This is a genomic window from Novispirillum itersonii subsp. itersonii ATCC 12639 (genome assembly GCF_000381985.1).
In the GTDB taxonomy this organism is placed as follows: Bacteria; Pseudomonadota; Alphaproteobacteria; order Rhodospirillales; family Rhodospirillaceae; genus Novispirillum; species Novispirillum itersonii.
The window spans coordinates 212,117-235,972 of record NZ_KB907338.1 but is presented as its reverse complement, the minus strand read 5'-3'; the positions used below and the strand labels follow the sequence as shown (position 1 = coordinate 235,972).

Below are 23,856 nucleotides of genomic sequence, written 5' to 3'. Positions count from 1 at the left end.
CGGTCTGGAACGTCATCTCTGGGAAACACTGTTTAACTGGGCCATTGAGGCCCCGCGCCCGCGTGGGCGCGTAAGCCAAGCGGGCGGAGGCCCGCGCCCGGCGTCTGAGGGGCCACTTAAAGCGTCTTCATCCACCCGCCCAGCAGGCGGTCGGTCAGGGTGTTCAGGTACAGGCCGTTGGCAAGATGGACCCGCAGGCCGGTGGCGGCGGGGTGACGTGACCACAGCGGAAACATCACCTGCGCCAGTGCCACCGCCCCGAAGCTGAGGAGCATCAGCGCCAGCAGGGCAATTTCCAGCGGGCCGGGGGCGGGGGTGGGCGGCAGGGTTCCGGCGGTCAGGCTGGCCGCCGCTGTCTGCAGGCCGAAGTAACTGGCCGAGGCCACCAGCGAGAACACGCTGGTCCGCACCGTCAGGGCCCGGGGGGCGGCATCGGCCAGACCCTGCGCGATCAGATAGGCCATGCCGAAGATCAGCACCGCGCCCAGCGCCAGCGCCTGCGGTGATTTATGCTGGAAGCCGAACAGCAGCCCCATCAGCAGGTACAGGCCGAAGGCAACGGCAAAGGCCCGCAGGATCGCCCCGCCGCCGGGCACTGCCACCGGGCCGGGGCGGCGGGCGGCGGCGACGGTCTTCACCGTGCTGCCGGAGGCAAGGAAGGCGTGGGCCTTGTACAGGGAATGGGCGACGATATGCAGCAGCGCCAGCGGGAACAGCCCCAGCCCGCACTGCATGGTCATGAACCCCATCTGCGCCACGGTGGACCACGCCAGCGAGGTCTTGACCAGCGGCTGGGTCAGCATCACCAGACTGCCGTACAGGGCGGTGAAGCCGCCGACCATCACCAGCACCGCCATGATGCCGGGGCTGGTCAGCACCAGATCGGCAAAGCGCACCAGCAGAAAGCCCCCGGCGTTGATCACCCCGGCATGCAGCAGGGCAGAGACCGGGGTCGGGGCCTCGGCCATTTCCGTCAGCCAGCTATGCGCCGGGGCCTGCGCCGACTTCAGCCCGGCGGCCACCGCCAGCAGCCCCACCGCCAGCGCGGTCAGTCCTGGGGCCTGCGCGGTCAGGGTGCCGGTGCGGGCGGCTTCCAGCAGGGTGGCAATATCGGTGCCGCCGGCAACCGCCAGCATGCCGACCGCTGCGGCAAGGGCCAGATCACTGGCGCGGGCGATCACAAACTTCTTCCGTGCCGCCCGCTGCGCCGCAGCCCGCCCCGGATAGAACAGCAGCAGCCGGTGCAGGCCGAAGCTGGCGACACTCCAGCCCGCCAGCATCTGCACGGTGTTGCCCGCCTGTGTACACAGCAGCACCGCCGCCAGCACCACCGCCAGCCAGCCGGTGAAGGCGGCCTGCCCGGCCTCGCCCCGCAGATAGGTGCGGCTGTAGCGCAGCACCACCCAGCCGACAAAGGCAATCAGCAGGCCCATGGTGATGCTGACCGCATCCAGCCGGGCACTCAGGCCGACACCGCCCCACCCCAGCAGGGCCGAAGTCTGCGGCCCGGACTGGATCAGCCCCCACAGGGCAACGCCGAACACCGCCAGCGACAGCAGGGCCGCCGCTTCGGCAAGACCGGCAATCCCCGCCGGGCGGCGGCGCAGCAGCGGGGCCAGCAGGGCCACGGCAACAAAGGGCAGGATCGCCACAAGAGGCAGCAGAGAGGGGGGAAACAGGGGTACAGGCAGCATGGCGCTCAGCCTCCGGCAGGGAAACATCATCTCCGCCGCACCATAGGCTGGTGCCATTGTTATAAAAAATATAATGTTCAGCACAAACCATTCACTTAAACAGAATGATTGCGGGAGCCGCACCATGCCGGACCTGAACTATCACCACCTGCGCTACTTCCGGGTGGTGGCGCACGAAGGCCACCTGACCCGCGCCGCTGAAAAGCTGAATGTGTCGCAATCCGCGCTGTCAGCGCAGATCCGCCAGCTGGAGGACCGGCTGGGACAGGCCCTGTTTGAACGCCGGGGCCGCGCCCTGCACCTGACCGAGGCCGGACGGATCGCGCTGGATCATGCCGACGCCATCTTCGCCGCCGGGCACGAGCTGCTGGCGACGTTACACCAGACCGGGCAGGCCCGGCGGGCGGTGCGGATCGGGGCGATTGCCACCCTGTCGCGTAACTTCCAGCTTCAGTTTCTTCAGCCAGTGCTGGGGCGCAGTGATGTCGAGGTGATCCTGCATTCCGGCAGCGGACCGGATCTGCTGGGGGCGCTGGCCGACCTTAACCTTGATGTGGTGCTGACCAGTCAGCCGCCGCAGGCCGATGCCCGCACCGCCTACAGCCACAGCCAGACCCCTTATGTGGTGCAACCGCTGGACCAGCAGCCCGCCAGCCTGATCGGGGTGCCCGGCCTGTGCCCGGCAGACAGCGGCGATCTGCGCACGCTGCTGGCCGAAAGCCCGCTGATCGTGCCGACGCGGTCCAGCGGCCTGCGCATGGCCTTTGACGCCCTGGCGGCACGGCTGGACGTCCGCCCGCAGCTGGCCGCCGAGGTGGACGACATGGCGATGATGCGTCTGCTGACCCGTGAAGGCATCGGGCTGGCGGTGCTGCCGCCGATTGTGGTGCAGGATGAGCTGAAAAACGGCCTGCTGACCGAAGTCAGCCGCCTGCCCGGCATCTCTGAGACGTTCTATGCAGTGACCACCCCGCGTAAATTCCCCAATCCGGTGGTGCAGGACCTGATCCGTCAGGCCGCCCAGCCGTGATAGACTGCGGGGATCAGTCAACGGAGTCTGCCCCGATGCGCCTGCCCGGTTTTGCCGCCCTGCCCCTGCTGGTCTGCCTGCTGATGCCGCTGCTGCTGGCCCCGGCCCCGGCTGAGGCCGGGTGCAGTGTTCCCCCCGCTCCGGCTTCGGCGGTCTCAAAGAGTGACAGCCGCCAGAGCTGCCCCAGCGGCTACCGGTCCAGCGGCGGGGCCTGCCTGCCCGGTAAGGGGGCCCGCCCGGCCCTGGAAAAACCGCCGGGGGAAAGCTGCCCCACCGGCTACACCGGCAGCGGCGACTTCTGTCTGGCCGGGATGTCTGCCTGCCATGCCATCCGTAAAACCGGATCCTGCCCCAGCGGCTACCGCTCCAGCGGGCGCAGCTGGTGCCTCAGCGGCTGACGGCCCGCCCTGCGGCGCTCAGTCAGCGACCACCGGCTCCGGCTTCGTCCCGGCGGCCTGCTTCGGGCTGCGCAGCAGCAGCACCAGCGGAATGGTGATCAGGGACAGCACCATCAGCAGCAGAAAATCATCGGCATAGGCGATGATGACCGCCTGATGGGTCACCAACCCATCCAGCGCCGCCTGTCCGGCGGCTGTCGCCGGATTGTAGACATGGGCGAACACCGGCTGCTCCAGAATCCGGTTGAACGGGGTCAGATGGGCGGCAATTTCGGCATGGTTGATCTGGGTGTTGCCGGTCAGCAGCGCCGCCATCACCGAAATCCCGACAGCCGAGCCGATATTGCGTGACAGGTTGTAAAGGCCGGTGCCTTCCGCCCGCTTCTGCAGCGGCAGGGTGGCAAAGGTCACCGCCGACATCGGCACGAACAGGAACCCCAGCCCCGCCCCCTGCACAAAACCGACCCAGACAATCGTCGAGGCCGCGACATCCGGCGTCCAGCCGGACATGTCATACATCGCCCAGGCGGTCATCGCCATGCCGGTGGCCAGCAGCAGCCGGGTATCAACCCGGCCGATCAGCCGCCCGACGAGAAACATGAACACCATGGTGCCCAGCCCCCGAGGCCCCATCACCAGACCGGCGGTGACCACCGGATACCCCATCAGGGATTCCAGATACGGGGTCATCAGCGCCAGCGAGGCCAGATAGGTGATGCCGATGGTAAAAATAAAGATCAGGCCGACGACAAAATTCCGGTCCCGGAACAGCGACGGATCAACAAACGACCGCCGCGCCGTGGCGGTATGGACGATGAACAGATAGGCCGCCACCGCCGCCAGCAGGGCTTCGGCCTGTATTTCGACCGAGGAAAACCAGTCAAGCTGCTGCCCGCGGTCAAGGAACATCTGCAACGCCCCGATGGTGAGGCTGAGCAGCCCGAACCCCACCCAGTCAAGCCGGGCGGCGGTATCGCGGGCGGTCTCCTTCACAAACGCCGACAGGCCCAGCACCGCCAGAACCCCGATCGGCACGTTGATATAAAACACCCAGCGCCAGCTGGTGTTTTCGGTCAGCCAGCCGCCGATCACCGGCCCCAGAACCGGGCCGACCATCACCGACACCCCGAACAGGGCCATCGCCTTACCGCGTTCCTCCGCCGAATACAGATCAAGCAGGATGGATTGCGACAGCGGCACCAGCGCCGCCCCGCACAGGCCCTGCAACAGCCGGAAGCCAACGATTTCGGGCAGTGACTGCGCAATGCCGCACAGCACCGAGGCAATGATGAACCCGCTCACCGAGCCCATCAGCACCCGCTTCCGGCCAAACCGCCGGGCCAGAAACGCCGACGGCGGGGTCATGATCGCCGCCGCGACGATGTAAGAGGTCAGCACCCAGTTAATCTGATCGGCGCTGGCCGCCACCGCCCCCTGAATATAGGGCAACGCCACATTGGCAATGGTGGTGTCCAGCGCCTGCATGATCACGGCCAGCGTCACGCAGGCGGTGATCATCCCCCGGTGCGGTACGGGCTGAAACCCGGCCGCCGGAACCGGGCCGTCAGCCATGATCGCCCACCAGCGGCAGGCCGCGCACATGGCCGGTCTGCACATCCACCGTCGCCGACATGCCGACCCGCAGCGGCGGCAGGCCCTCCGGGGTGTCAATGCGCACCCGCACCGGAATCCGCTGCACCACCTTCACCCAGTTACCGCTGGAATTCTGGGCGGGCAACAGCGACAGGCTGGCCCCCGATGCCGGGCTGATGCTGTCCACCGTGCCGTGCCAGACGGCACCGGGATAGGTATCAACCGTGACCGTCACCGGCTGCCCGGCATGCACCCATGTCAGCTCGGTCTCCTTCGGCTGGGCATCAATCCACACGTGGTCCGTTGCCACCAGACTGAAGGCCGGTGTGGCCGCAGGCAGCGCCTGCCCGGCCTGCAGGGACGGCACCCGGGTCACCACCCCATCCATCGGGGCGCGCACCACGGTATGATCAAGCTGGCGCTGCGCCTCATCACGGGCGGCCACCGCATCGCGGTAGGCGGGGTACGTCTCCACATCGTCCGCCGGGCGGCCATCCAGCCGGGCCGCCATCGCCGCCGCCTGCTGGGTCAGTGACGCCAGTTTCAGCTGGGCCGTCTGGGCATCGTGGCGGGCATCATCAAAGGCAGAGCGCGGCGTGGTGTTGCTGTTGACCAGCTGGCGCTTGCGTTCCAGCTCGTTGGCGTAATAGGCGATATCGGCCTGTGCCCGCTGGATCTGCGCCTGCAGGTCGCGGTAACCGGCCTGATCGGCCAGCAGGTCGTTCCGCACGGTCTGCACCTTGGTTTCAGCCCGCTGCAGGGTCAGCCGGAAGGGCAGATCATCCAGCCGAAACAGCACCTGCCCGGCAGTCACCGGCTGGTTTTCCTGCACGTCAACGCTTTTGACCAAACCGGAGACATCGGTGGACACCGCCACCATATCGGCCTGCACATAAGCGTTGTCGGTGGACATCACCGCCCCGCCGGAGGCGTAGGCATAGGCCCCGGCGGCCAGAGCCACCGGCAGAGCGGCAAACAGGGCAAGGCGCAGGCGGTCCACTCCGCCGGAACGGGCGGGCAGGACAGCGGCGGCGGCAGAGGAATCAGTCATGACGGGGGAGTCCGGTTTTCTTGTCAGAACAGGGGATCAGGCGGGGGTCTCGTCACAGGCAGACGGCAACACCGCCGGGGCGCGGGTGCAGGCATCCAGCAGATTGGTTTTCATCAGCAGCAGGGTATCCGCCAGCGCCTGACGCTGATCGGCGCTCAGGCCGTCCAGCGCCTCGTTGCGGGTGATCTCGCCCAGCGACAGGATCGAATCCAGCAGCGGGCGGGCGGCGTCGGTCAGGTACAGGGTGCGCATCCGCCGGTCAGACGGATCTTTCCGCCGTTCCAGCAGGCCACGCTCTTCCAGCTTGTCGAGGATCGGCACCAGCGTGATCGGCTCCACGTCGATCAGCTCGGCCAGCCCGCCCTGATGGATGCCCTCGCACCGCGACAGATAGGCCAGCACCTGACACTGGGCCCGGGTCAGGCCCAGATCACGGGCGTTCTGCTCAAAGCGCCGCCGCAGCAGGCGGGCCACTTCGTGCAACAGAAAACCAAGGGTCGGGCGGAGGGTCTGCGGCATTGAGAGAGCATCCATATAATAAGGTCCCTTATGATATGCGCCCTTTTATACCGGGCAGCAAGCGCCGCACCCATGCAGACAGCGCACGGGGGAGCGCAAAAATCGCAGAGCTTGCCGCTTGACGGTACGCAGTCATCGTTGTACCAATCGGTACAAGATCTGAACATCCCCCCGCCCCGGAAAGCCCCCATCCCATGCGTCACCACGTCCGTTTTGTGCTGCGCCGACACCAGCCGCGCCAGAAGCCCCATGCTGTGCTGAAAGCCGGGCTGGGCGGTGCCATCGCCATTCTGATCATCTCGGCCCTTAGCCATACCACCGGAAACCCGTGGCTGATGGCCCCGTTCGGGGCGACCTGCGTTCTGCTGTTCAGCGCCCCCAACAGCCCGCTGTCACAGCCGGCCAACGTTGTCGGCGGTCACATGGTGGCAGCCCTGATCGCCTTCGCGATCATGGCGGTTCTGCCGGTGACATGGTGGAGCATCGCCATCGCCGCCGGTCTGTCGATTGCCGCCATGGCCGCCCTGCGGATCACCCATCCCCCTGCCGGGGCAACCCCGCTGGTGGTGATGGCCACCGCCCCGGGCCTGAGCTTCCTGCTGTTCCCCACCCTGCTCGGCAGCGTGACGCTGGTGGCGGTGGCCATGCTGTTTCACCGCCTGCCGCCGGTCACCGTTTATCCGCTGAGAGACTGATGCCCCCCCGCGCCCACAACCCCGCCGCCCTGCTGATGCAGCTTGCTGCCGTGTTCCGCGAACATGGCTTTGAAGGGGCCAGCATGGCGCGGATTTCCGCCGCGACCGGTCTGGGAAAAGGCAGCCTGTACAATGCCTTCCCCGGCGGGAAGGATGAAATGGCCGTCAAGGTGCTGGCGATGATCGACGACTGGTTCGAGACCGAGGTTTTCGCCCCGCTGCGCACCCCGGAAACCCCGGCGGTGCCCGCCGTGCGGGCGATGCTGGATGCCTGTCAGGGGTACTTCTGGTCCGGCGGGCGGGTCTGCCTGCTGGGGGCCTTTGCCCTGTCTGATACCCGTGACCGCTTTGCCACCGCCATCAGTGGCTACTTCCGACGCTGGCACGATGCCCTGACCGCCGCACTGGTCCGCCTGCCCCTGCCCGACGATCAGGCCGCGGCCCTGTCAGAGGAAATTCTGTCGCGGATACAGGGCGGTCTGGTGCTGGCCCGGTCCCTGAACGATCCGGCCTGCTTCGTGCGGGAGCTGGACCGCATCCGCGCCCGGCTGGCAAGACTGTAACCCCTTCAGTCCCCGCCGGAGATCAGGGGGCGACCGTCACGGTCGCCCCGGCGGCGGCCAGTTCCGCCACCCGTGGGTCGGTCAGGGGGGCATCGGTCACCAGATGCCACGCCGCAGGCAGCGGGGCCCATGCCGACTGTTCCGACCGCCCGAGCTTGGTGGAATCCGCCAGCACCACCACATCCCGCGCCTGCTGCATCATCAGACTTTTCAGGGCGACCTGATCCAGACTGGCTTCGCACAGCCCGCGCCCGGCCACCACGCCATCGGCACTCATAAACACCCGGTCGGCGGTGATCCGCCGCAGGGCATCCATTGCCAGCGGGCCGACCGTGCCCATGCTGGTGCCGCGCAGCGCCCCGCCCAGCACAATCACCTCAATCCCCGGCTCCGCCGCCAGAACCGGCAGCAGGGCCAGATTGTTGGTGATCACCCGCAGACGGCGGCCCTTCAGCAGCAGGCCCAGCGCCAGCACGGTTGATCCGGCATCCAGAATCAGGGTTTCGCCGTCTTCCACCGCCGTCAGGGCGGCGGCGGCGATGGCCCGCTTCTGCGCTCCCTGTTCGCTCTGCCGTTCCGTCAGGGTGGTTTCCGCTGCCGGGGCCGCCAGAATCGCCCCGCCATAGGTCCGGCGGACGGCATTTTCCTCTGACAGGCGTTGCAGATCCCGCCGCACGGTGGACGGCGACACCCCAAAGCGCAGGGCCAGCCCGGCGACGTCAGCCTCGCCGCTTTCCAGTGCCGCCAGAAGAAGTGCCCGCCGCTGCCTGCTGCGCATGCCGCCCATACCCGTCATGGTGATCCTGCCCCGTTCGTAAACGATCCCGGCAGAAAAAGGGACTCAAAAGCACGATGCCGGACTGGCGGCCCCCCGCCGGTCCGGCATCGTCAGGCAGGCTGCGGGCAGGGATCAGCGCGGGGCCAGATCCACCGCCTGCCGCAGGGCCTCGATCAGGCTGCGTTCATCCGCCACACCGGTTCCGGCAATGTCAAAGGCGGTGCCGTGGTCAACCGACGTGCGGATCACCGGCAGGCCGACAGTAACGTTAACCCCGGCCTCAAGCCCCAGCACCTTGATCGGGCCATGCCCCTGATCGTGGTACATCGCCACCACCAGATCATAGTCCCCCCGCCCGGCCAGAAAGAACAGGGTGTCGGCGGGCAGCGGCCCCCGCACGTCCCAGCCTTTGGCCTGACAGGCCTCCACCGCCGGGGTGATTTTCACCGCTTCTTCGCCGCGCCCGAACAGGCCGTTTTCCCCGGCATGGGGATTGATGGCGCAGACACCGATCTTCGGGGTGGTGATCCCGGCCTTGACCAGCACGTCATGGCCCCGGGTGATCACCCGCTCCACCAGACCCGGCTCGATCTTCTCAATCGCATCCAGCAGGCCGATATGGGTGGTGACGTGAATCACCCGCAGCTTTGGCGAGGTCAGCATCATCGACACCTCAGGGGTGCCGGTCAGATGGGCCAGCAGCTCGGTATGGCCGGGAAACTTATGACCGGCGGCATGCAGCGCTTCCTTGTTCAGCGGCGCGGTACAGATTGCCTGCACCACCCCGGACTGCACCAGCTGCGCCGCTTTCTCCACACAGCGGTAAGCGGTCTCGCCCCCGGCGGCGGAGACCTGCCCGAACGGCAGATCGACCGGCGTCACCTTCAGATCAAGGCACTGCACCGCCTGCTGCGGAAAACGGGCTTCCGACGCGTCGCTCAGGGCCACCACCGGCAGAGTGACGCCGGTGATCGCCGCCGCCCGGCGCAGGCGGGCGGCATCACCGACCACCAGCGGGTTACACAGGGCATGCACATCGGGGCGGGCCAGCGCCTTCATGATAATTTCCGGCCCGATCCCGGCAGGGTCGCCCATGGTGATGGCGATGGTCGGCAGGGCCGGGGCGGCAGAACGGGTGACGGCACTCATTCACAGATTTCCTTTTAAACGCAGGTCACGCAGGCGGGTGGCAATCCGCCCCAGACAGTCTTCATCCCCGAAGGCCCCGGCCTTAGTCACCAGCGGCAGTGACACACTGCCCAGCGTCAGGCCCAGGGCCACACCGGGCTCCAGCTCTTCCAGCAGACGGATACCCCGCACCCCGAAGGCTGCCAGCAGGGCGGCGGCAGTTTCGCCCCCGGTGGCCGCCAGCGCACCGATCGCGGGCAACGCCGGGGTCAGCGCCTCGGCCAGTCGCCGGGCAAGCTGCGGCCCCAGCGACAGATCAGGGGTGCCGTGCATCTGGATTTCCACCAGAACATCCTGTCCGGCTTCCAGCAGCCCCCGCACCGTCTGGCACAGGGCGGCGTCCTGCTCCGGCCCGGCCAGCAGATGCTCCGGCTCCACCGGCACAAAATGCATCGCCCCCGCCGCGATCAGACGGCGCACGCCGGTGCGGGAGGCCGCCGCCAGCGACCCGACCACCATCAGCGTACCGTCCGGGGATGTCAGGGACGGCACCGGATCAGCCTGCGCCGGATCTCCGGCCTCTGCCGCCAGCGCATGGGCCAGACCGGCACTGCCGATGAAGAAGGTCCCCGGGGCCGCAGGCAGACTGGCGCGGGCAATCCGGCGCAGATCCTCTTCCGTCCCGGCATCGCAGACCGCAACCGATGCCGGGCCCGCCATCAGACCGGCCAGCGCCGCCCGCAGCCCTGCCTCGCTGCCCCGGATCACCGACAGGGGCAGCAGAGCGGCGGCCACACCGGCCTCCGCCATCACCGCCACCAGATCAGCGCTGGCATAGCTGTGGTCACGCTGCCAGACCTCCGCCTCCTCCAGCGGGCGACCGTTGACCATCACGTGCCCGCCGGAGGTGGTGCGCCCGGTGGCCGGAAAGGCCGGGGCCAGAATGCCGAACGCCCGCCCCTGTTGCCGGGACAGAACATCCAGCGTCGCGGCGGTTTCCGCCGCAGGCTGACCGCGCAGGGTCGAATCGATTTTCTTCAGCAAAATCCGGTCCGGCCCCAGCAGCCGCAGCAGGGCCTGCCGGTGCCGGTCTGCCGCAGCCGGGGCGCTCAGGCCCCGGCTGTCAGCATCATAAGACACCACCGGCCCGCTGCCAGCCCCTTCCAGACCCCAGCTGACTACCGCCCCGGCCCCCTGCTGCGCGAAGGCAATCGCGCAGTCAGCCGCCCCGGTCAGATCGTCAGCCAGCACAAGCCAGCGGGTTGCCATCGTCAGTGCCCTTTCGCGGAAGAGGCCACCGGGGCATCTTCGTCCTCGCTGCCATCCCCGGCCGGACGGCCAAAGGTCTTGGCCGTCCACGCGGTCAGCACCGGCACGGCAACCGCCGTGACCACGACGCAGGCCGCCACCAGAACGGTCGCCGCCGGGGCCGCATCGGCATACGCCGGATTGGCCGAGGCGACAATCGCCGGAACCGCCGCCGCATTGCCCGCCGTCGAGGCGGCAGCCACACCGGCAACACCGGTGCCGCCGGTCAGGCGGTCAGCGAAGAACAGCGGAATCCCGGTGACAACCACCACACCGACGCCCATCAGCAGGCCCAGCAGCCCGGCATGCCAGACCTTCGACAGATCAAGACCGGCCCCGAGAGCAAAGGCAAAGAACGGGATCAGCACCGGAATCGCCTTGGACAGAAAAGCCCGCATCTCACGGTCAAGGTTGCCAAGAATCATCCCGATCATCAGCGGCAGGATTGCCCCGACCAGCGTCTGCCACGGAAACGCCGACAGACCGGCGACGCCCAGCGTCACCATGGTCAGGAACGGCCCGGATTCCAGCGACATAATGGTATAGGCCCCGACATCGCGCGGACGGCCATACTGCCCCATCAGCGCCATATACAGGCCGCCGTTGGTGTCGTTCATCGCCGCAACGATCGCCAGCGTCGACAGCCCGGCAAATGCCCCGGCGGCAACCGGGCCTTCCCCCAGCAGTTTGCCGAACACCACGCCCAGCAGCATGGCGACACCGACCTTGACCGCAAACAGGGTGCCGCCCTTTTTGACGATGTAGGGGGTCGCCTTAAAGTCGATGCTGGCCCCCATGCAGACGTAAAACACCGCCAGAATCGTCAGCGATCCCGAGAACAGCGCCCCGGTGAACGACCCGAAGAATTTCGGCGTCCCCGGAAAGAATGTGGCAATCAGCGCCCCCAGCAGCAGCGGCACCACCATCATTCCGCCCGGCACCCGTTCCATGCCCCGTTTGATTGGAATCTGCACCATCGTCTCCTCCATGCGCAAATCGCGCAATTTTTTTGATTATTGCGCCGCAGATACGCTCTGACGCGCCGCAATATTGGCTACAATGGCCATGATGAAACCATAATTGCGCACTATGAGCAAATTGAATCCGCAAAGCCGCGCAGAATACGCAAAACCCCGCCACAGCCCGGCGGGGTTCTCGGGATCGTCCACACAGCGGAGGCTGCCCGCTCTTCCGGCCTGATCGCAGGACCGGAGAGGGCAACGCAACGGCGCAGGATAGAAAAACGGCGGATCTGATCTCTCAGCTCCGCCGTTTTTTTTCACATCAATGTCGAAGGATCAGCCTTCCGAAGATCCTTCAGACCCGGCTTCCGGGGCTTCCGGGGCAGCGGTCTTGCGCGGGGCCCGCTTGCGGGCGGGCTTCTTCGGCGCGTCACCCTCGGTCACGGCAGCATCCACCGCCGCGTCTGCCGGGGCCTCGGCCTTCGCGGCCTTGGCACGGCTGGGCCGGGGCTTGGCAGGCTTCTTCGCAGGCTTATCTTCAGCCGCAGCGTCTGCCGGGGCATCAGCCTTCGCAGCCTTCGCAGCCTTCGCCCGGCTGGCGCGGGGCTTCGCGGGCTTCTTGGCAGGCTTGTCTTCGACAGCGGTGTCAACGGCAGCTTCTTCCGGCGCAGCAACCACCGACGGGGCCTGTTCAGCCTCAGCCTGAACAACAGCAGCCTCTTCGGCGGGCTCAGTCGCCTCAGCTTCAGCCGGAGCACCTTCAGACACCTGGGCGTCAGACCCCGAAGACGGGCTCTGCTTCTTGCTCAGTTTCTTGGCAATGCGGGCAGAGGTTTTGGCCGGACGGCGCGGCTTATTATCCTTGCCCCCCTCGTCGGCATGATCCTCATCACCGTCCTCGTCCGAAGCGGCATCGACCGGATCGACAGCACTGTCGCTGACAGCGGAGTCACCCGCGACAGCATCGGCAGCAACGGCCTCAGCCGCCACCGCCTGCCCGTCGTCCCCGCCACGGCCACGGCGGCGGCGGTTCCGCTTCGACCGCGACGGAGCGGCATCGCTGTCAGCGGCAGCTTCATCGGTCCGGCCTTCCGGCAGGTCGTCGTCAGCGTCGTCATCAACCGGCTGCGGCTGATGCGCTGACCTCGGGCGCAGGGCCAGTTCTTCAGTCAGGGTCAGCGGAGCCAGCATGAACGCCGGGGTCTGACCACCAAAGGCCAGCACATCATCCCCGAAGGTCATTTCCGGCACATCCAGCGCCGGATGGCTGTCGCGGCGGCGGCGGTCGTTGCGACGGTCGCCCCGGTCGCGGTCATTGCGGTCACGGTCGCTGCGATCCCGGTCGGTACGGTCCCGGTCAGTACGGTCCGACCGATCGCCCCGCTCGGTCCGGTCGCGGTCAGTGCGGTCCCGATCAGTACGGTCACGGTCGCTCCGGTCACGGTCGTTGCGGTCGCGGTCTCCCCGCTCCCGATCACCGCGGTCATTCCGCTCGCCCCGATCCCGATCCTTGCCGTCGCGTGTCACCGTGCTGTCCTTCGCGCTGATCCGGGCTCCGTCCCTGCCGTCCTTCGGGCTGCCGGAGCGCGGACCGGAGTCCTTGCCTGCATCCTTGGGGGCGGTGTCCTTCTGCCCGGTGTCTTTGTCCGCCCGGCCCTTATCGGCCCGGTTCCGGTCAGGGCGGTCCTTACCGCGGCGGCGGCGGCCCCCTTCTCCAGACTCGTCAAAGCCGACCTGATCCAGCCCTTCCAGCGTCAGACGCGGAATCGCTTTACCGATCAGCTTTTCAATCGCTACGACCGCCTTGCCGTCATCGGCAGAGGCAATGGTGAAGGCACGGCCTTCGCGTCCGGCGCGGCCGGTACGGCCAATCCGGTGAACATAGTCTTCGGCGTGATGCGGCACGTCGAAGTTAAACACATGCGATACGTCGGCAATGTCGATGCCACGGGCCGCCACGTCAGAGCAGACCAGCAGCTTGACGTTACCGGCCTTAAAGTTGGCCAGCGTGGCGGTGCGCTCTGACTGCGGCATGTCGCCGTGCAGCTGGGCGACATCAAACCCGTGCTTGCGCAGCGAGCGGTAAAGAATATCAACGTCGCGCTTGCGGTTGCAGAAGATGAAGGCGTTGCGCACATCTTCCATCCGCAGGATGTGGCGCAGGGTTTCGCGCTTATCCAGCTCGTCCACAATCGCCAGCAGCTGGGTCACCGTCTCGGCGGTGGTGGCCTGCCGGGCCACGCGCACTTCCTTCGGATTGGTCAGGAAGGCATCGGCCAGACGGCTGATCTGATCATCCATGGTGGCGGAGAAGAACAGCGTCTGCCGCAGCGGCGGCAGCAGCGACACGATCCGCTCCACATCGGGGATGAACCCCATGTCGAGCATCCGGTCGGCCTCGTCGATCACCAGCACCTTCACATCCCGCAGCAGAATCCGGCCACGGTCGAACAGATCAAGCAGACGCCCCGGCGTGGCGATCAGCACATCCACGCCGCGATCCAGCGCCTTTTCCTGCTCGGTAAAGCTTTCGCCCCCGATCAGCAGCGCCATGGAAAGTTTGTGATACTTGCCGTACAGCGTGAAGTTTTCAGCCGCCTGATTCGCCAGTTCCCGCGTCGGGGCGATGATCAGCGACCGCGGCATGCGCGCCTTGGCCCGCCCGTTGGCAAGAATGTCAATCATCGGCAGGGTGAAACTGGCGGTCTTGCCAGTGCCGGTCTGGGCAATGCCCATAACGTCACGGCCCATCAGGACCCAGGGAATGGCCTGTTCCTGAATCGGGGTCGGGGTCGTGTAACCCACTTCGGCGACTGCCTTCAGGGTTTCGGGACTAAGTCCGAGATCGGCAAAGCTCATGGAGATCGGGGTGCTGCCTGCATTGGGGACGGCGGATGGCTGAGTAAACCTAAAATCCGCCTAAATCATAGGCGCTGATAATAGAATGATCCTGCGTTCTGTCAACAAAACGGGGTCAAGCGGCCCCGCTTTGCATTTTTATATGTGTTTTTTGCCCTGCCTCCCGGGCCGAGACCCGGCCCGGGGTTCCGAAAAACCTCCCCAGCCCCCCTGTCGATGGTACTCTGTTTCCTGCGCAACCAAACATCACAGGGGGAAACCATGCTGATCAATGCCGCCGAATCCTGTCTGATCGTCGTCGACATTCAGGAACGTCTCTGCCCCGTCATCGACGATCCCCGCACCATCCTCTACAACGCCACCCGCCTGCTGCGCGGGGCCGCCCTGCTGGATGTCCCCGCCCTGATCACCGAACATTGCCCGCAGTCGATCGGCCCCACCATGATTGACCTGCGGGAAGAGTTCTCCCCCGATCAGGTCGTCACCAAAACCGCCTTCTCCGCCGCTGCCGAACCGGCGGTCCGCGACCGCGTCGCCGCGCTGGGGCGCAGGCAGCTGATTCTCTGCGGTACGGAAGCCCATGTCTGCGTCCTGCAGACCGCCCTTGGCTTCCGCGCCCTCGGGTACGATGTTTTTGTCGCTACCGACGCCAGCGGATCCCGCCGCCCGGCCGACCGCGAGGCCGGACTCGCCCGCATGGTGTCTCAGGGCTGTCAGGCCGTGACCACCGAAATGGTGCTGTTTGAATGGCTTGGCCGCGCCGATCACCCCCGCTTCCGCGATATCTTGCAGCGCCTGATCAAGTGAGCTTTAGTTTCCGCCACGCCATCAGAAACACCATAGAAAACCATACGAAGGAAACGCCCCGCCCATGACCGCCAAGACTCCGCTGATTCTGGTGCCCGGCCTGCTGTGCGACGCCGCCCTCTACGCCCCGCAGACCGCCGCCCTGAGCGACATTGCCGACATCACCGTGGCCGATGTGGCGCAGGATGACAGCCTTGGCGGCATGGCCGACCGCCTGCTGGCCGCTGCCCCGGACACCTTCGCCCTCGCCGGGCTGAGCATGGGGGGCTATGTGGCGCAGGAAGTGATGCGCCGGGCCCCGCACCGGGTGACCCGTCTGGCCCTGATCGACACCAACGCCCGCGCCGACCGCGAAGAACAGATCACCACCCGCAAAAGCCAGATGGAACTGGCGGCGCAGGGCCGTCTGGCAGAGGTGGCGGAGACCCTGCTGCCGTTTCTGATTCACCCGGACCGTCTGGCGGATCAGGCCTTCACCGCCCCGATCCGCGCCATGATGCTGCGGGTCGGGCCGGAGGCCTTCATCCGCCAGCAGACCGCCATCATGGGCCGCCCCGATGGCCGGGAAGACCTGCGGGCAGTCGCCGTACCCACCCTGTGCCTTGTCGGGCGGGACGACGCCATCACCCCGCCGAAAGTGCATCAGGAAATGGTGGACCACCTGCCCGATGGCACGCTGGTGGTGATCGACGACAGCGGCCACCTGCCGACGCTGGAACAGCCGCAGGCGGTATCAGCCTGTCTCCGCTATTGGCTTCAGCGATGATTCAGGGCTATAAGCATCGCCCCAACAAACCGGACTAATCAGCCGGGGCAATCAACCGGGGACGCAGAACGTGTAAAAGCAGGGCAGTTCATGCCTCTTTTACATTGACAACGGAGGCTCTGATCCGTATTTTGCGCCCTCTTTCTGTACCAGGGTTTACCGAGGGTTTCGTCATGCGAGTCCGTAATTCGCTGAAGTCGGCCAAGACCCGCGACAAGAACTGCCGTGTGGTTCGTCGCAAGGGCCGCGTTTACATCATCAATAAGAAGAACCCGCGCATGAAGGTGCGTCAGGGCTGATATCAGCCTTGGCGTGACAGCGGATCCTCGGGCGCCAGTCCTGTACTGGCACCGGCATCCCTGACAGCGCCTGCGGGATGCTTCCGTGTTACCCAAAAAAGCCGTGCTGAGAAATCAGCGCGGTTTTTTTGTTTTCCGCCGTTTCACAGCCTGCCGGGGACCCCACCCTCTCGCTGCTTTCCGACAGCTCACTTTCCGGGACCGGCATCTTCCGGTACGCTGGTCCGGCGCCGGGGGAGTCCGCACCCGGTGCCGGATGACACAGGCCGCTGAAAAAGCCTGACTCCGGGGAGGATCGCCGGATACCCGCCGCAGCCTGCCGGAAGCCCTTCTTCACGGCCCGCCTGCCGCATGCCCCTGCCCCCTCCCGCTGTTACGCACACCACCGCGTTACGCCCAGCGTTCAGGAGTTCAGAGCCATGCAGCTTCCTGTGCCGGACCCCACCATCGTCACCCGCCGCCGCGAAATCGTGCAGACCCTGCGCGAGATTGTCCCTGACGGCGTCATCGCCGAAGAAGCGGCCATGCGCGTCTACGACTCCGACGGACTGTCCGCCCTGCGCCAGATGCCGCTGGTGGTGGTACTGCCCCGGACCACCGATCAGGTGGCGCGGGTGCTGTCCGCCTGCCGCCGTGACGGGGTCAACATTGTGCCACGCGGGGCGGGGACGTCGCTGTCCGGCGGCTCGACCCCGCTGGGGGATGCCGTTACCCTGGGGATGAGCCGCTTCAACCGGATTCTCGACATCGACCTCGACAACCGCTGTGCCACCGTACAGCCCGGCGTCACCAATCTGGCGATCAGCTGGGCCGTGGAGGCCGACGGCTTTTATTACGCCCCTGACCCGTCCAGCCAGATCGCCTGTTCGATCGGCGGGAACGTCGCGGAAAATGCCGGGGGCGTGCATTGCCTGAAATACGGCCTGACCGCCAACAACCTGCTGGGGCTGGAAATGGTGCTGATGACCGGCGAAGTCATCCGCCTTGGCGGCAGGCATCTCGACCAGCCCGGCTACGACCTGATGGGGGTGATCACCGGGTCGGAAGGGCTGCTGGGCATCATCACCGAAGTGACGGTCCGCCTGCTGCGCCGCCCGGAAACCGCCCGCGCCGTTCTGATGGGGTTTGATGATGCCCGGCAGGCCGGGGCCTGTGTCGCCGCCATCATCGCTGCCGGGATTATCCCCGCCGGACTGGAAATGATGGATGGCCCGGCAATCCGCGCCGCTGAAGATTTTGTCCATGCCGGATACCCCGTCACCGCGGACGCTCTGCTGATCTGCGAGCTCGACGGCCCGGCGGTGGAGGTGGACACCCTGATCGCCCGCGTCGAATCGCTGGCCCGCGCCAACGGGGCCACCACCCTGCGCACCAGCACCACGGAAGACGAACGCCTGCTGTTCTGGGCCGGGCGCAAAGCGGCCTTTCCCGCCGCCGGGCGGATCAGCCCCGATTATCTGTGTATGGATGGCACCATTCCCCGCCGCCGCCTGCCCGAAGTGCTGGAGCGGATGCAGGGGCTGAGCCGTCAGCACGGGCTGCGGGTGGCCAATGTGTTCCACGCCGGGGACGGCAACCTGCACCCGCTGATTCTGTTTGATGCCAACCGCCCGGGCGAGCTGGAGCGCGCCGAAGCGTTTGGCGCCGATATCCTGCGGCTGTGTGTCGAGGTCGGTGGTGTGCTGACCGGCGAACACGGAGTCGGTCTGGAAAAACGCGACCTGATGCCGGTGATGTTCGGGCCGGAGGACATCCGCCAGCAACAGCGGATCAAATGCGCCTTTGACCCCGATCACCGCCTGAACCCCGGCAAGGTCTACCCCACCCTGCACCGCTGCGCCGAGCTGGGCAAACTGCATGTCTCGGGCGGGCATCTGCCTTTCCCCGATCTGCCGCGCTTCTGACACCGCCGGGGAGACCGCGCATGGACTGGCTGACCCCCACCGACGAAACCGCCGCCGCCGAGGCCATCCGCTGGGCCGCCGCCCGGCGGGAGCCACTGGAAATCCGGGGTCAGGGCACCAAAGCCGCTGTCGGCACCCCGGTTAAGGCCGCCTTCGGGCTATCCCTGACCGGGCTGCGCGGCATCACCGCCTACGACCCGGCGGAGCTGGTGCTGACCGCCGCCGCCGGAACCCCGGTGGCGGAGATCCGCACCGCCCTGTCTGACGCCGGGCAGCACCTGCCGTTCGAGCCCTGCGACCTGTCCGGCCTGCTGGGCAGCGAAGGCGAAGGAACGCTGGGCGGGCTGGTTTCCGCCGGACTGTCCGGGGCACGTCGCCCCTTTGCCGGGGCCTGCCGCGATCATGTGCTGGGGGTCCGCGGCATCGGCGGCAGCGGCCTGCCGTTCCGTGCCGGGGGGCAGGTGGTGAAAAACGTCACCGGGTTTGACCTGTCAAAGCTGCTGTGCGGGGCGTGGGGGACGCTGGCGGTGCTGACCGAAATCAGCCTGAAAGTCCTCCCCGCCCCCGAGGCACAGGCAACCCTGATCCTTGACGGTCTGGAGGAGGAGCGCGCCCTCAGCCTGCTCCGGCAGGCCCTGCGCAGCCCGGCGGATGTCTCGGGCGCGGTGCATCTCAGTGGCGGCGACACCGCCCTGCGGCTGGAAGGCCCGCCGGAGTCGGTCCGCTGGCGGACACAGGGCCTGCGGGATCTGCTCGGCCTGCCCTGCCGGACGCTGGACACCGACGCCAGCCGCGACTGGTGGGACCGCTGGCAGCGGCTGGAGCCGTTGCAGGCGGACCCGGACCGGCACATCTGGAAGCTGTCGCTGGTCCCGACGCAGGCGGCAGCGGTCGCCCGGCTGCTGCGACAGGCTGACCCTGCCCTGCGGGCCGCTTTCGACTGGGGGGGCGGTCTGCTGTGGCTGGCCACGTCCCCGGGCCTTGACGGGGCACACCTGCGGCAGGCGATTCCCCCCGGCAGCGGCCATGCCACCCTGATCCGGGCCCCGGCGGCAGTCCGGGCCGCAGGCGGCGTGTTCCCCCCGGACTCTCCGGCAGTGACGGCCTTATGCCGCCGCCTGAAAGACAGTTTTGACCCGGCGGGGCTGTTCAACCCCGGCCGGATGGCCTGAACGGAGGAACGGCGCATGCAGACTCACTTTTCCCCCGGACGTCTGGCCGTCAGCCCGGTTCTGCGCGAGGCCGACTCGATCCTGCGGGCCTGCGTCCACTGCGGCTTCTGTACCGCCACCTGCCCGACCTTTGTCCTGCGCGGCGACGAGCTGGACAGCCCGCGCGGGCGGATCTACCTGATCAAATCCATGCTGGAAAGCGGGGATCCGGCAACAGAGACCGAAGCAACCCACCTTGACCGGTGCCTGACCTGCCTGTCGTGTACCACCACCTGCCCGTCCGGCGTGGATTACGCCCATCTGGTGGAAATCGGGCGCGACTATGTCGAGACCACCTACCGCCGCCCTGTGGCTGACCGGCTGGTGCGGCGCGGGCTGGTCTGGCTGCTGCCCCATGGCGGGCGGTTCCGGGCGATGATACGGCTGGCCGTTCCGCTGCGCCCGCTGGGGCTGGCGGCGGCGCGGCTGCTGCCGGGTCGCCTGCGCCACCGGCTGGAAGCAGCCCTGCGGGCAGTGCCCCTGACACTGCCGCCGCTGACCGCAGGCAACCGGCCGGGAGTGTTTCCGTCCCGGCAGCCGGGACCGCCCCGGCTGCGGGTCGGGCTGCAGGGCGGCTGTGTGCAACCGACCCTGCGCCCGTCGGTGAATGATGCGATCATCCGCCTGCTGACCCGGCTGGGCTGCGAGGTGGTTCTGCCCCCGGCAGGCTGCTGCGGCGCGGTGGCCCACCATACCGGCGACAGTCCGGGCGGCCATGCCGCCGCCCGCGCCGCCGTTACCCTGTGGGACGCGGAACGCCAGAGCCGGGGCCTTGATGCCATCGTGGCCGCCGCATCCGGCTGCGGCAGCATGATCAAAGACTACGGGCATCTGCTGAAGGACGACCCCCGGCTGGCAGACACCGCCGCCCGTATCGCCGGGCTGACCTGTGATGTGACCGAGCTGCTGGCCCGCCTGCATACGGCGGCACCGCTGCCCGCCCCGGTCCACGATCTGTCCGGGCTGCGGGTCGCCTACCACGCCGCCTGTTCGCTGCAACACGGCCAGAAGATCCGCGATACCCCGAAAGCCATTCTGAAGCTGGCCGGAATCACCCCGCAGGAGCCCCGCGACGCTCATCTGTGCTGTGGCTCGGCAGGCACCTACAGCCTGTTACAGCCAGATCTGTCGCAGCAGTTGCAGACCCGCAAGATGCAGACGTTGCAGGCCCTGACCCCGCAGGTGATCGCTGGCGGCAACATTGGCTGCCTGACCCATCTTGGCGCGGTCTCCCCGGTGCCGGTGGTGCATACGGCAGAACTGCTGGACTGGGCCTGGGGTGGCCCGCCACCGGGCGGTGTGGCCCTGCCTCAGCCCTCTGCCTGAGCGGCAAAGTCTGCCGTCAGAGGCAGACTGTCCATCAGCCAGGCCCCCGCCGGGCCGGGCGGTCGGTCACGGCGACAGGCCAGCACAATCGGCAGGACCGGCAGATGATCCAGACCGTCCCATTCCGTCGGGGATAAGGCCGTCAGCCGCCCGGCCAGAAGATCATCCCGCACCCGGAACTCCGGCATTCCGCCCCAGCCCAGCCCGGCCAGAATCATCCGGTGCTTGGCCTCCATATCGTCTGCCTGCCAGTAGTTCAGGGCCCGCACCGCATAACTGCGGCGCAGGGACGGCGCATTCCGCCCGGCTGTCACCACCTGCGGATACTGCTGCATCACCTCTGACGTCAGGGGGCCGCACACCCGGCACAGCGGATGATCGGGGGCCGCCACCGCCACCATGCGGACCGATGCGCAGGTCCGGCGGGTGTACTCCTCGCCCAATGGCACAAATTCCGGCAACAGCGCCAGATCGACCGCATCACTGTCCAGCCCTTCGGTGCTCTGTACGGTCATGGTGGTCAACGCCACCCGTACGGTGGGAAACCGGGCCTGAAACTGCCGCAACACCGTCAGCAGGGGCGTCATCGGGGCAAACTGCGTCACGGCAATCCGCAGCACCGCCTCCAGCCCCCGGGCGATACCATCGGCATGGCGCTGATAATCCGCCACATTCTGCACAATCTGCCGGGCATGCGGCAGCAGGGACTGGCCGGCGGTGGTCAGGGTCGGGCGATAGCTGCTGCGGTCAAACAGATCGAGCCCGGTCTGCTCTTCCAGCTTCTGCACGGTGTAGGTCACCGCCGACTGGGTACGGTTAAGCTGCCGGGCCGCCGCCGCGAAGCTGCCGGTGTCAACGATGGTCACAAAAACCCGGAACTGGTCGAGGGTGATGGCAGACATAGATGATAAAATATTTCGAATGTGTTGATGAAAACAATGAAATTTTATTTGGGGTCATCTGCCGCTAGCGTCAACACAGAAGGAAGTGGGGGTTCAGCCGGAGTAGCGTAAAAATGACTGAAGCCGATCTGTATGCGGTTGCCGTGCCTGTGGCCCGGCAGGCTGCCCTGTTCTTGCACCTTGTGGTCTTTGCCTTTGCCTTTGTACTGGTGGTTCAGGCAGATATCGCCATGCTGCGCGGGGACTATGCCGCCGGAACACGTGATCTGCATGCCGATGCCCGGGCAACCGCCTGGCTGCTGCTGGCCCTGTGGCTGACCGGCGGCACCCTGATTGCCCTGGGGTCGGGCTTTTCCGTCAGCGCCCTGACCGCCAGCCCGAAAATCGCCGCGAAACTGACGGTGGTGACCATCCTGACCGTCAACGGCACACTGCTGCACCTGTTCGCCTTTCCCCGCCTGACCGGAGAACTGCCCCTGTCCCGCAGCGGTATCACCCTGTGCGTTACGCTGGGGGCCGTCAGCTCCGTCTCATGGCTGACGGCCACCGGGATCGGCGTCGCACGGATCATTGCCCCCCTGCTGGACTATGTCCACTACATCGGCCTGTACACGACCGGGCTGGGACTCGGGCTGACCATCGCCGTCGCGCTGGTGCGCCCGTATCTGATCCGGCAGCAGGGGCATACGGCACCGACCTGCCGACAGCCCGGCCTGTCCCGGCAAGGGGCATAAGCAGGTGCAACGCAGGCGCAGACCGGGGATTTGCGTGCTTCGTCCTTGGCGACAGGAAAGGGGGGGGCTATGCTGCGGCTCCCTGTTTTAACTCCCCTGACACGAGGCCGTCCGATCATGACCGCTGTGGTGCCTGCCAAGCCTGCCCTCCGCCCTGCCAACCCGAACTTTTCGTCGGGTCCGTGCGCCAAACGTCCGGGGTGGACGCCGGAGGCCCTGTCCGGGGCGCTGCTCGGCCGGTCCCACCGGGCCAAACCGGGTAAGGCCAAGCTGAAAGAGGTGATCGACCGTCACCGCGCCCTGCTGGGCATCCCCGATGATTACCGCATCGGCATCGTTCCCGCCTCCGACACCGGGGCGATGGAAATGGTGCTGTGGAGCATGCTGGGGGCCCGGGGCGTCGATGTGATGGCGTGGGAAACCTTCGGCAAGACCTGGGCGTCTGACATCCGCAAGGAACTGAAGCTGACCGACGTGCGCTATCTGGATGCCGCCTATGGGCACCTGCCGGATCTGGCGGTGGCCGACTGGTCGCGCGATGTGGTGTTCACCTGGAACGGCACCACATCCGGCGTGCGGGTGCCCGATGGCAACTGGATCGCCGATGACCGCGAGGGGCTGGCGATCTGTGATGCCACCTCTGCGGTGTTCGCCATGGATCTGCCGTGGCAGAAACTGGATGTGGTGACATGGTCGTGGCAGAAAGTGCTGGGCGGCGAAGCCGCGCACGGCATGCTGGTGATCAGCCCGAAAGCCGCTGAACGCCTGAAGACCTACAGCCCGGCATGGCCGCTGCCAAAACTCTTCCGCATGACCAAAGGAGCCGAGCTGATCGAAGGCATCTGGGAAGGCGACACCATCAACACCCCGTCGATGCTGGCGGTCGAAGATGTGATCGACGCCCTGAAGTGGGCGGAAGAGACCGGCGGCACCAAAGCCCTGATTGCCAAGTCGGAAGCCTCGCTGGCGGTGGTTGCCGACTGGGTGGCCCAGTCTGACTGGGCTTCGTTCCTGCCGGTGGCGGAACAGACCCGGTCCTGCACCTCGATCTGCCTGACCATCACCGCCCCGTGGTTCACCGCCCTGTCGGCGGACGCCCAGACCAAGGCAGCCAAACGGCTGGTGACCCTGCTGGATACCGAAGGGGTCGGCTTCGATCTCGGCTCGTACCGCGATGCCCCTCCCGGCATCCGCATCTGGGCCGGGGCGACGGTCGATACCGCCGACGTCGCCGCCCTGCTGCCGTGGCTGGACTGGGCCGCGGCCACCGTCGCGGCAGAAATCGCCGGTTAAAAATCCCCGCAGCGACGGGCCGCACTCCCCACCGGA

The 23,856-nt window shown here is 67.0% G+C and carries 22 protein-coding genes; 12 read left to right on the top strand and 10 right to left on the bottom strand.

Annotated elements, in window-relative coordinates:
• Nucleotides 1–116: 116 nt before the first annotated feature.
• Nucleotides 117–1,694, bottom strand: coding sequence for a proton-conducting transporter transmembrane domain-containing protein (locus tag G365_RS0104390; RefSeq protein WP_019644290.1), 1,578 nt, complete (start codon nucleotides 1,692–1,694; stop codon nucleotides 117–119).
• A 124-nt stretch (nucleotides 1,695–1,818) separates the two neighbouring features.
• Here G365_RS0104390 and G365_RS0104385 point away from each other — a divergent pair, with 124 nt between their 5' ends.
• Both G365_RS0104385 and G365_RS0104380 read left to right on the top strand, forming a co-directional pair.
• Nucleotides 1,819–2,724 carry a LysR family transcriptional regulator gene (locus G365_RS0104385; RefSeq protein WP_019644289.1) on the top strand — a complete coding sequence of 302 codons (906 nt, stop codon included), beginning with the start codon at nucleotides 1,819–1,821 and terminating at the stop codon, nucleotides 2,722–2,724.
• Between the two features lie 35 nt (nucleotides 2,725–2,759).
• A complete protein-coding gene (locus tag G365_RS0104380; protein WP_019644288.1) occupies nucleotides 2,760–3,122 on the top strand; it encodes a hypothetical protein in 363 nt (120 codons plus the stop codon).
• An 18-nt stretch (nucleotides 3,123–3,140) separates the two neighbouring features.
• Here G365_RS0104380 and G365_RS20310 read toward each other — a convergent pair whose 3' ends face one another.
• From G365_RS20310 to G365_RS0104365, 3 genes are read right to left on the bottom strand one after another with little or no spacing between them, the layout of a single operon-like run.
• Nucleotides 3,141–4,694, bottom strand: coding sequence for an MDR family MFS transporter (locus G365_RS20310; RefSeq protein ID WP_043741566.1), 1,554 nt, complete (start codon nucleotides 4,692–4,694; stop codon nucleotides 3,141–3,143).
• Nucleotides 4,687–5,766, bottom strand: a complete 1,080-nt coding sequence (locus G365_RS0104370; RefSeq protein WP_019644286.1) for an HlyD family secretion protein — start codon at nucleotides 5,764–5,766, stop codon at nucleotides 4,687–4,689. The genes G365_RS20310 and G365_RS0104370 overlap by 8 nt, the downstream gene beginning before the upstream one ends.
• Nucleotides 5,767–5,802: 36 nt before the next feature.
• Nucleotides 5,803–6,285 carry a MarR family winged helix-turn-helix transcriptional regulator gene (locus tag G365_RS0104365; protein ID WP_019644285.1) on the bottom strand — a complete coding sequence of 161 codons (483 nt, stop codon included), beginning with the start codon at nucleotides 6,283–6,285 and terminating at the stop codon, nucleotides 5,803–5,805.
• Between the two features lie 194 nt (nucleotides 6,286–6,479).
• On the opposite strand from G365_RS0104365, the gene G365_RS0104360 reads away from it, so the two are divergent.
• Entirely contained in the window at nucleotides 6,480–6,980 is a 501-nt protein-coding gene (locus G365_RS0104360) for an HPP family protein (RefSeq protein WP_019644284.1), read from the top strand.
• The gene (locus G365_RS0104355; protein WP_019644283.1) at nucleotides 6,980–7,543 is read left to right on the top strand and encodes a TetR/AcrR family transcriptional regulator; all 564 of its coding nucleotides are present in this window, start codon (nucleotides 6,980–6,982) and stop codon (nucleotides 7,541–7,543) included. The genes G365_RS0104360 and G365_RS0104355 overlap by 1 nt, the downstream gene beginning before the upstream one ends.
• 22 nt (nucleotides 7,544–7,565) lie before the next feature.
• On the opposite strand, the gene G365_RS0104350 is transcribed toward G365_RS0104355, so the two are convergent.
• The 5 genes from G365_RS0104350 to G365_RS20305 form a co-directional block, all read right to left on the bottom strand.
• Nucleotides 7,566–8,339 (bottom strand): DeoR/GlpR family DNA-binding transcription regulator, encoded by a 774-nt coding sequence (locus G365_RS0104350; RefSeq protein ID WP_245554694.1) that lies wholly within the window; start codon nucleotides 8,337–8,339, stop codon nucleotides 7,566–7,568.
• A gap of 114 nt (nucleotides 8,340–8,453) precedes the next feature.
• Complete coding sequence (gene pdxA, locus G365_RS0104345; protein WP_019644281.1) at nucleotides 8,454–9,470, bottom strand: 4-hydroxythreonine-4-phosphate dehydrogenase PdxA; 1,017 nt, start codon at nucleotides 9,468–9,470, stop codon at nucleotides 8,454–8,456.
• Nucleotides 9,471–10,718: a four-carbon acid sugar kinase family protein gene (locus G365_RS0104340; RefSeq protein ID WP_019644280.1), complete on the bottom strand. Its 1,248-nt coding sequence runs from the start codon at nucleotides 10,716–10,718 to the stop codon at nucleotides 9,471–9,473.
• 2 nt (nucleotides 10,719–10,720) lie between these two features.
• On the bottom strand, nucleotides 10,721–11,734 hold the full coding sequence (locus G365_RS0104335) for a 2-keto-3-deoxygluconate permease (protein ID WP_026345086.1): 1,014 nt from the start codon (nucleotides 11,732–11,734) through the stop codon (nucleotides 10,721–10,723).
• A 321-nt stretch (nucleotides 11,735–12,055) separates the two neighbouring features.
• Nucleotides 12,056–14,578 (bottom strand): DEAD/DEAH box helicase, encoded by a 2,523-nt coding sequence (locus G365_RS20305; protein WP_019644278.1) that lies wholly within the window; start codon nucleotides 14,576–14,578, stop codon nucleotides 12,056–12,058.
• Nucleotides 14,579–14,839: 261 nt separating this feature from the next.
• Between G365_RS20305 and G365_RS0104325 the strand changes: the two genes are divergently transcribed.
• The 6 genes from G365_RS0104325 to glcF all read left to right on the top strand — a co-directional run bounded on the left by G365_RS0104325 (nucleotide 14,840) and on the right by glcF (nucleotide 20,891).
• Nucleotides 14,840–15,385 (top strand): hydrolase, encoded by a 546-nt coding sequence (locus G365_RS0104325; protein WP_019644277.1) that lies wholly within the window; start codon nucleotides 14,840–14,842, stop codon nucleotides 15,383–15,385.
• 64 nt (nucleotides 15,386–15,449) lie between these two features.
• A complete protein-coding gene (locus G365_RS0104320; RefSeq protein WP_019644276.1) occupies nucleotides 15,450–16,151 on the top strand; it encodes an alpha/beta fold hydrolase in 702 nt (233 codons plus the stop codon).
• A gap of 173 nt (nucleotides 16,152–16,324) precedes the next feature.
• Nucleotides 16,325–16,450, top strand: coding sequence for a type B 50S ribosomal protein L36 (gene ykgO / locus G365_RS23410; protein ID WP_081628433.1), 126 nt, complete (start codon nucleotides 16,325–16,327; stop codon nucleotides 16,448–16,450).
• A gap of 419 nt (nucleotides 16,451–16,869) precedes the next feature.
• The gene (locus tag G365_RS0104310; protein WP_019644274.1) at nucleotides 16,870–18,354 is read left to right on the top strand and encodes an FAD-linked oxidase C-terminal domain-containing protein; all 1,485 of its coding nucleotides are present in this window, start codon (nucleotides 16,870–16,872) and stop codon (nucleotides 18,352–18,354) included.
• A 20-nt stretch (nucleotides 18,355–18,374) separates the two neighbouring features.
• The gene (glcE, locus tag G365_RS0104305; RefSeq protein ID WP_019644273.1) at nucleotides 18,375–19,526 is read left to right on the top strand and encodes a glycolate oxidase subunit GlcE; all 1,152 of its coding nucleotides are present in this window, start codon (nucleotides 18,375–18,377) and stop codon (nucleotides 19,524–19,526) included.
• A 15-nt stretch (nucleotides 19,527–19,541) separates the two neighbouring features.
• Nucleotides 19,542–20,891 (top strand): glycolate oxidase subunit GlcF, encoded by a 1,350-nt coding sequence (gene glcF / locus G365_RS0104300; RefSeq protein ID WP_019644272.1) that lies wholly within the window; start codon nucleotides 19,542–19,544, stop codon nucleotides 20,889–20,891.
• Here the strand turns inward: glcF and G365_RS0104295 are convergent.
• On the bottom strand, nucleotides 20,876–21,793 hold the full coding sequence (locus tag G365_RS0104295) for a LysR family transcriptional regulator (RefSeq protein ID WP_019644271.1): 918 nt from the start codon (nucleotides 21,791–21,793) through the stop codon (nucleotides 20,876–20,878). The two genes, glcF and G365_RS0104295, sit on opposite strands and share 16 nt — an antisense overlap.
• 113 nt (nucleotides 21,794–21,906) lie before the next feature.
• On the opposite strand from G365_RS0104295, the gene G365_RS0104290 reads away from it, so the two are divergent.
• Nucleotides 21,907–22,527, top strand: a complete 621-nt coding sequence (locus G365_RS0104290) for a hypothetical protein (protein WP_019644270.1) — start codon at nucleotides 21,907–21,909, stop codon at nucleotides 22,525–22,527.
• Nucleotides 22,528–22,644: 117 nt separating this feature from the next.
• Nucleotides 22,645–23,820 carry a phosphoserine transaminase gene (locus tag G365_RS0104285; protein ID WP_019644269.1) on the top strand — a complete coding sequence of 392 codons (1,176 nt, stop codon included), beginning with the start codon at nucleotides 22,645–22,647 and terminating at the stop codon, nucleotides 23,818–23,820.
• Nucleotides 23,821–23,856 lie beyond the last annotated feature (36 nt).

Coding starts and splice junctions, on each gene's coding strand:
- G365_RS0104390 (WP_019644290.1), bottom strand. CDS start 1,694: ATGCTGCCTGTACCCCTGTTTCCCCCCTCTCTGCTGCCTCTTGTGGCG.
- G365_RS0104385 (WP_019644289.1), top strand. CDS start 1,819: ATGCCGGACCTGAACTATCACCACCTGCGCTACTTCCGGGTGGTGGCG.
- G365_RS0104380 (WP_019644288.1), top strand. CDS start 2,760: ATGCGCCTGCCCGGTTTTGCCGCCCTGCCCCTGCTGGTCTGCCTGCTG.
- G365_RS20310 (WP_043741566.1), bottom strand. CDS start 4,694: ATGGCTGACGGCCCGGTTCCGGCGGCCGGGTTTCAGCCCGTACCGCAC.
- G365_RS0104370 (WP_019644286.1), bottom strand. CDS start 5,766: ATGACTGATTCCTCTGCCGCCGCCGCTGTCCTGCCCGCCCGTTCCGGC.
- G365_RS0104365 (WP_019644285.1), bottom strand. CDS start 6,285: ATGCCGCAGACCCTCCGCCCGACCCTTGGTTTTCTGTTGCACGAAGTG.
- G365_RS0104360 (WP_019644284.1), top strand. CDS start 6,480: ATGCGTCACCACGTCCGTTTTGTGCTGCGCCGACACCAGCCGCGCCAG.
- G365_RS0104355 (WP_019644283.1), top strand. CDS start 6,980: ATGCCCCCCCGCGCCCACAACCCCGCCGCCCTGCTGATGCAGCTTGCT.
- G365_RS0104350 (WP_245554694.1), bottom strand. CDS start 8,339: ATGACGGGTATGGGCGGCATGCGCAGCAGGCAGCGGCGGGCACTTCTT.
- pdxA (WP_019644281.1), bottom strand. CDS start 9,470: ATGAGTGCCGTCACCCGTTCTGCCGCCCCGGCCCTGCCGACCATCGCC.
- G365_RS0104340 (WP_019644280.1), bottom strand. CDS start 10,718: ATGGCAACCCGCTGGCTTGTGCTGGCTGACGATCTGACCGGGGCGGCT.
- G365_RS0104335 (WP_026345086.1), bottom strand. CDS start 11,734: ATGGTGCAGATTCCAATCAAACGGGGCATGGAACGGGTGCCGGGCGGA.
- G365_RS20305 (WP_019644278.1), bottom strand. CDS start 14,578: ATGAGCTTTGCCGATCTCGGACTTAGTCCCGAAACCCTGAAGGCAGTC.
- G365_RS0104325 (WP_019644277.1), top strand. CDS start 14,840: ATGCTGATCAATGCCGCCGAATCCTGTCTGATCGTCGTCGACATTCAG.
- G365_RS0104320 (WP_019644276.1), top strand. CDS start 15,450: ATGACCGCCAAGACTCCGCTGATTCTGGTGCCCGGCCTGCTGTGCGAC.
- ykgO (WP_081628433.1), top strand. CDS start 16,325: ATGCGAGTCCGTAATTCGCTGAAGTCGGCCAAGACCCGCGACAAGAAC.
- G365_RS0104310 (WP_019644274.1), top strand. CDS start 16,870: ATGCAGCTTCCTGTGCCGGACCCCACCATCGTCACCCGCCGCCGCGAA.
- glcE (WP_019644273.1), top strand. CDS start 18,375: ATGGACTGGCTGACCCCCACCGACGAAACCGCCGCCGCCGAGGCCATC.
- glcF (WP_019644272.1), top strand. CDS start 19,542: ATGCAGACTCACTTTTCCCCCGGACGTCTGGCCGTCAGCCCGGTTCTG.
- G365_RS0104295 (WP_019644271.1), bottom strand. CDS start 21,793: ATGTCTGCCATCACCCTCGACCAGTTCCGGGTTTTTGTGACCATCGTT.
- G365_RS0104290 (WP_019644270.1), top strand. CDS start 21,907: ATGACTGAAGCCGATCTGTATGCGGTTGCCGTGCCTGTGGCCCGGCAG.
- G365_RS0104285 (WP_019644269.1), top strand. CDS start 22,645: ATGACCGCTGTGGTGCCTGCCAAGCCTGCCCTCCGCCCTGCCAACCCG.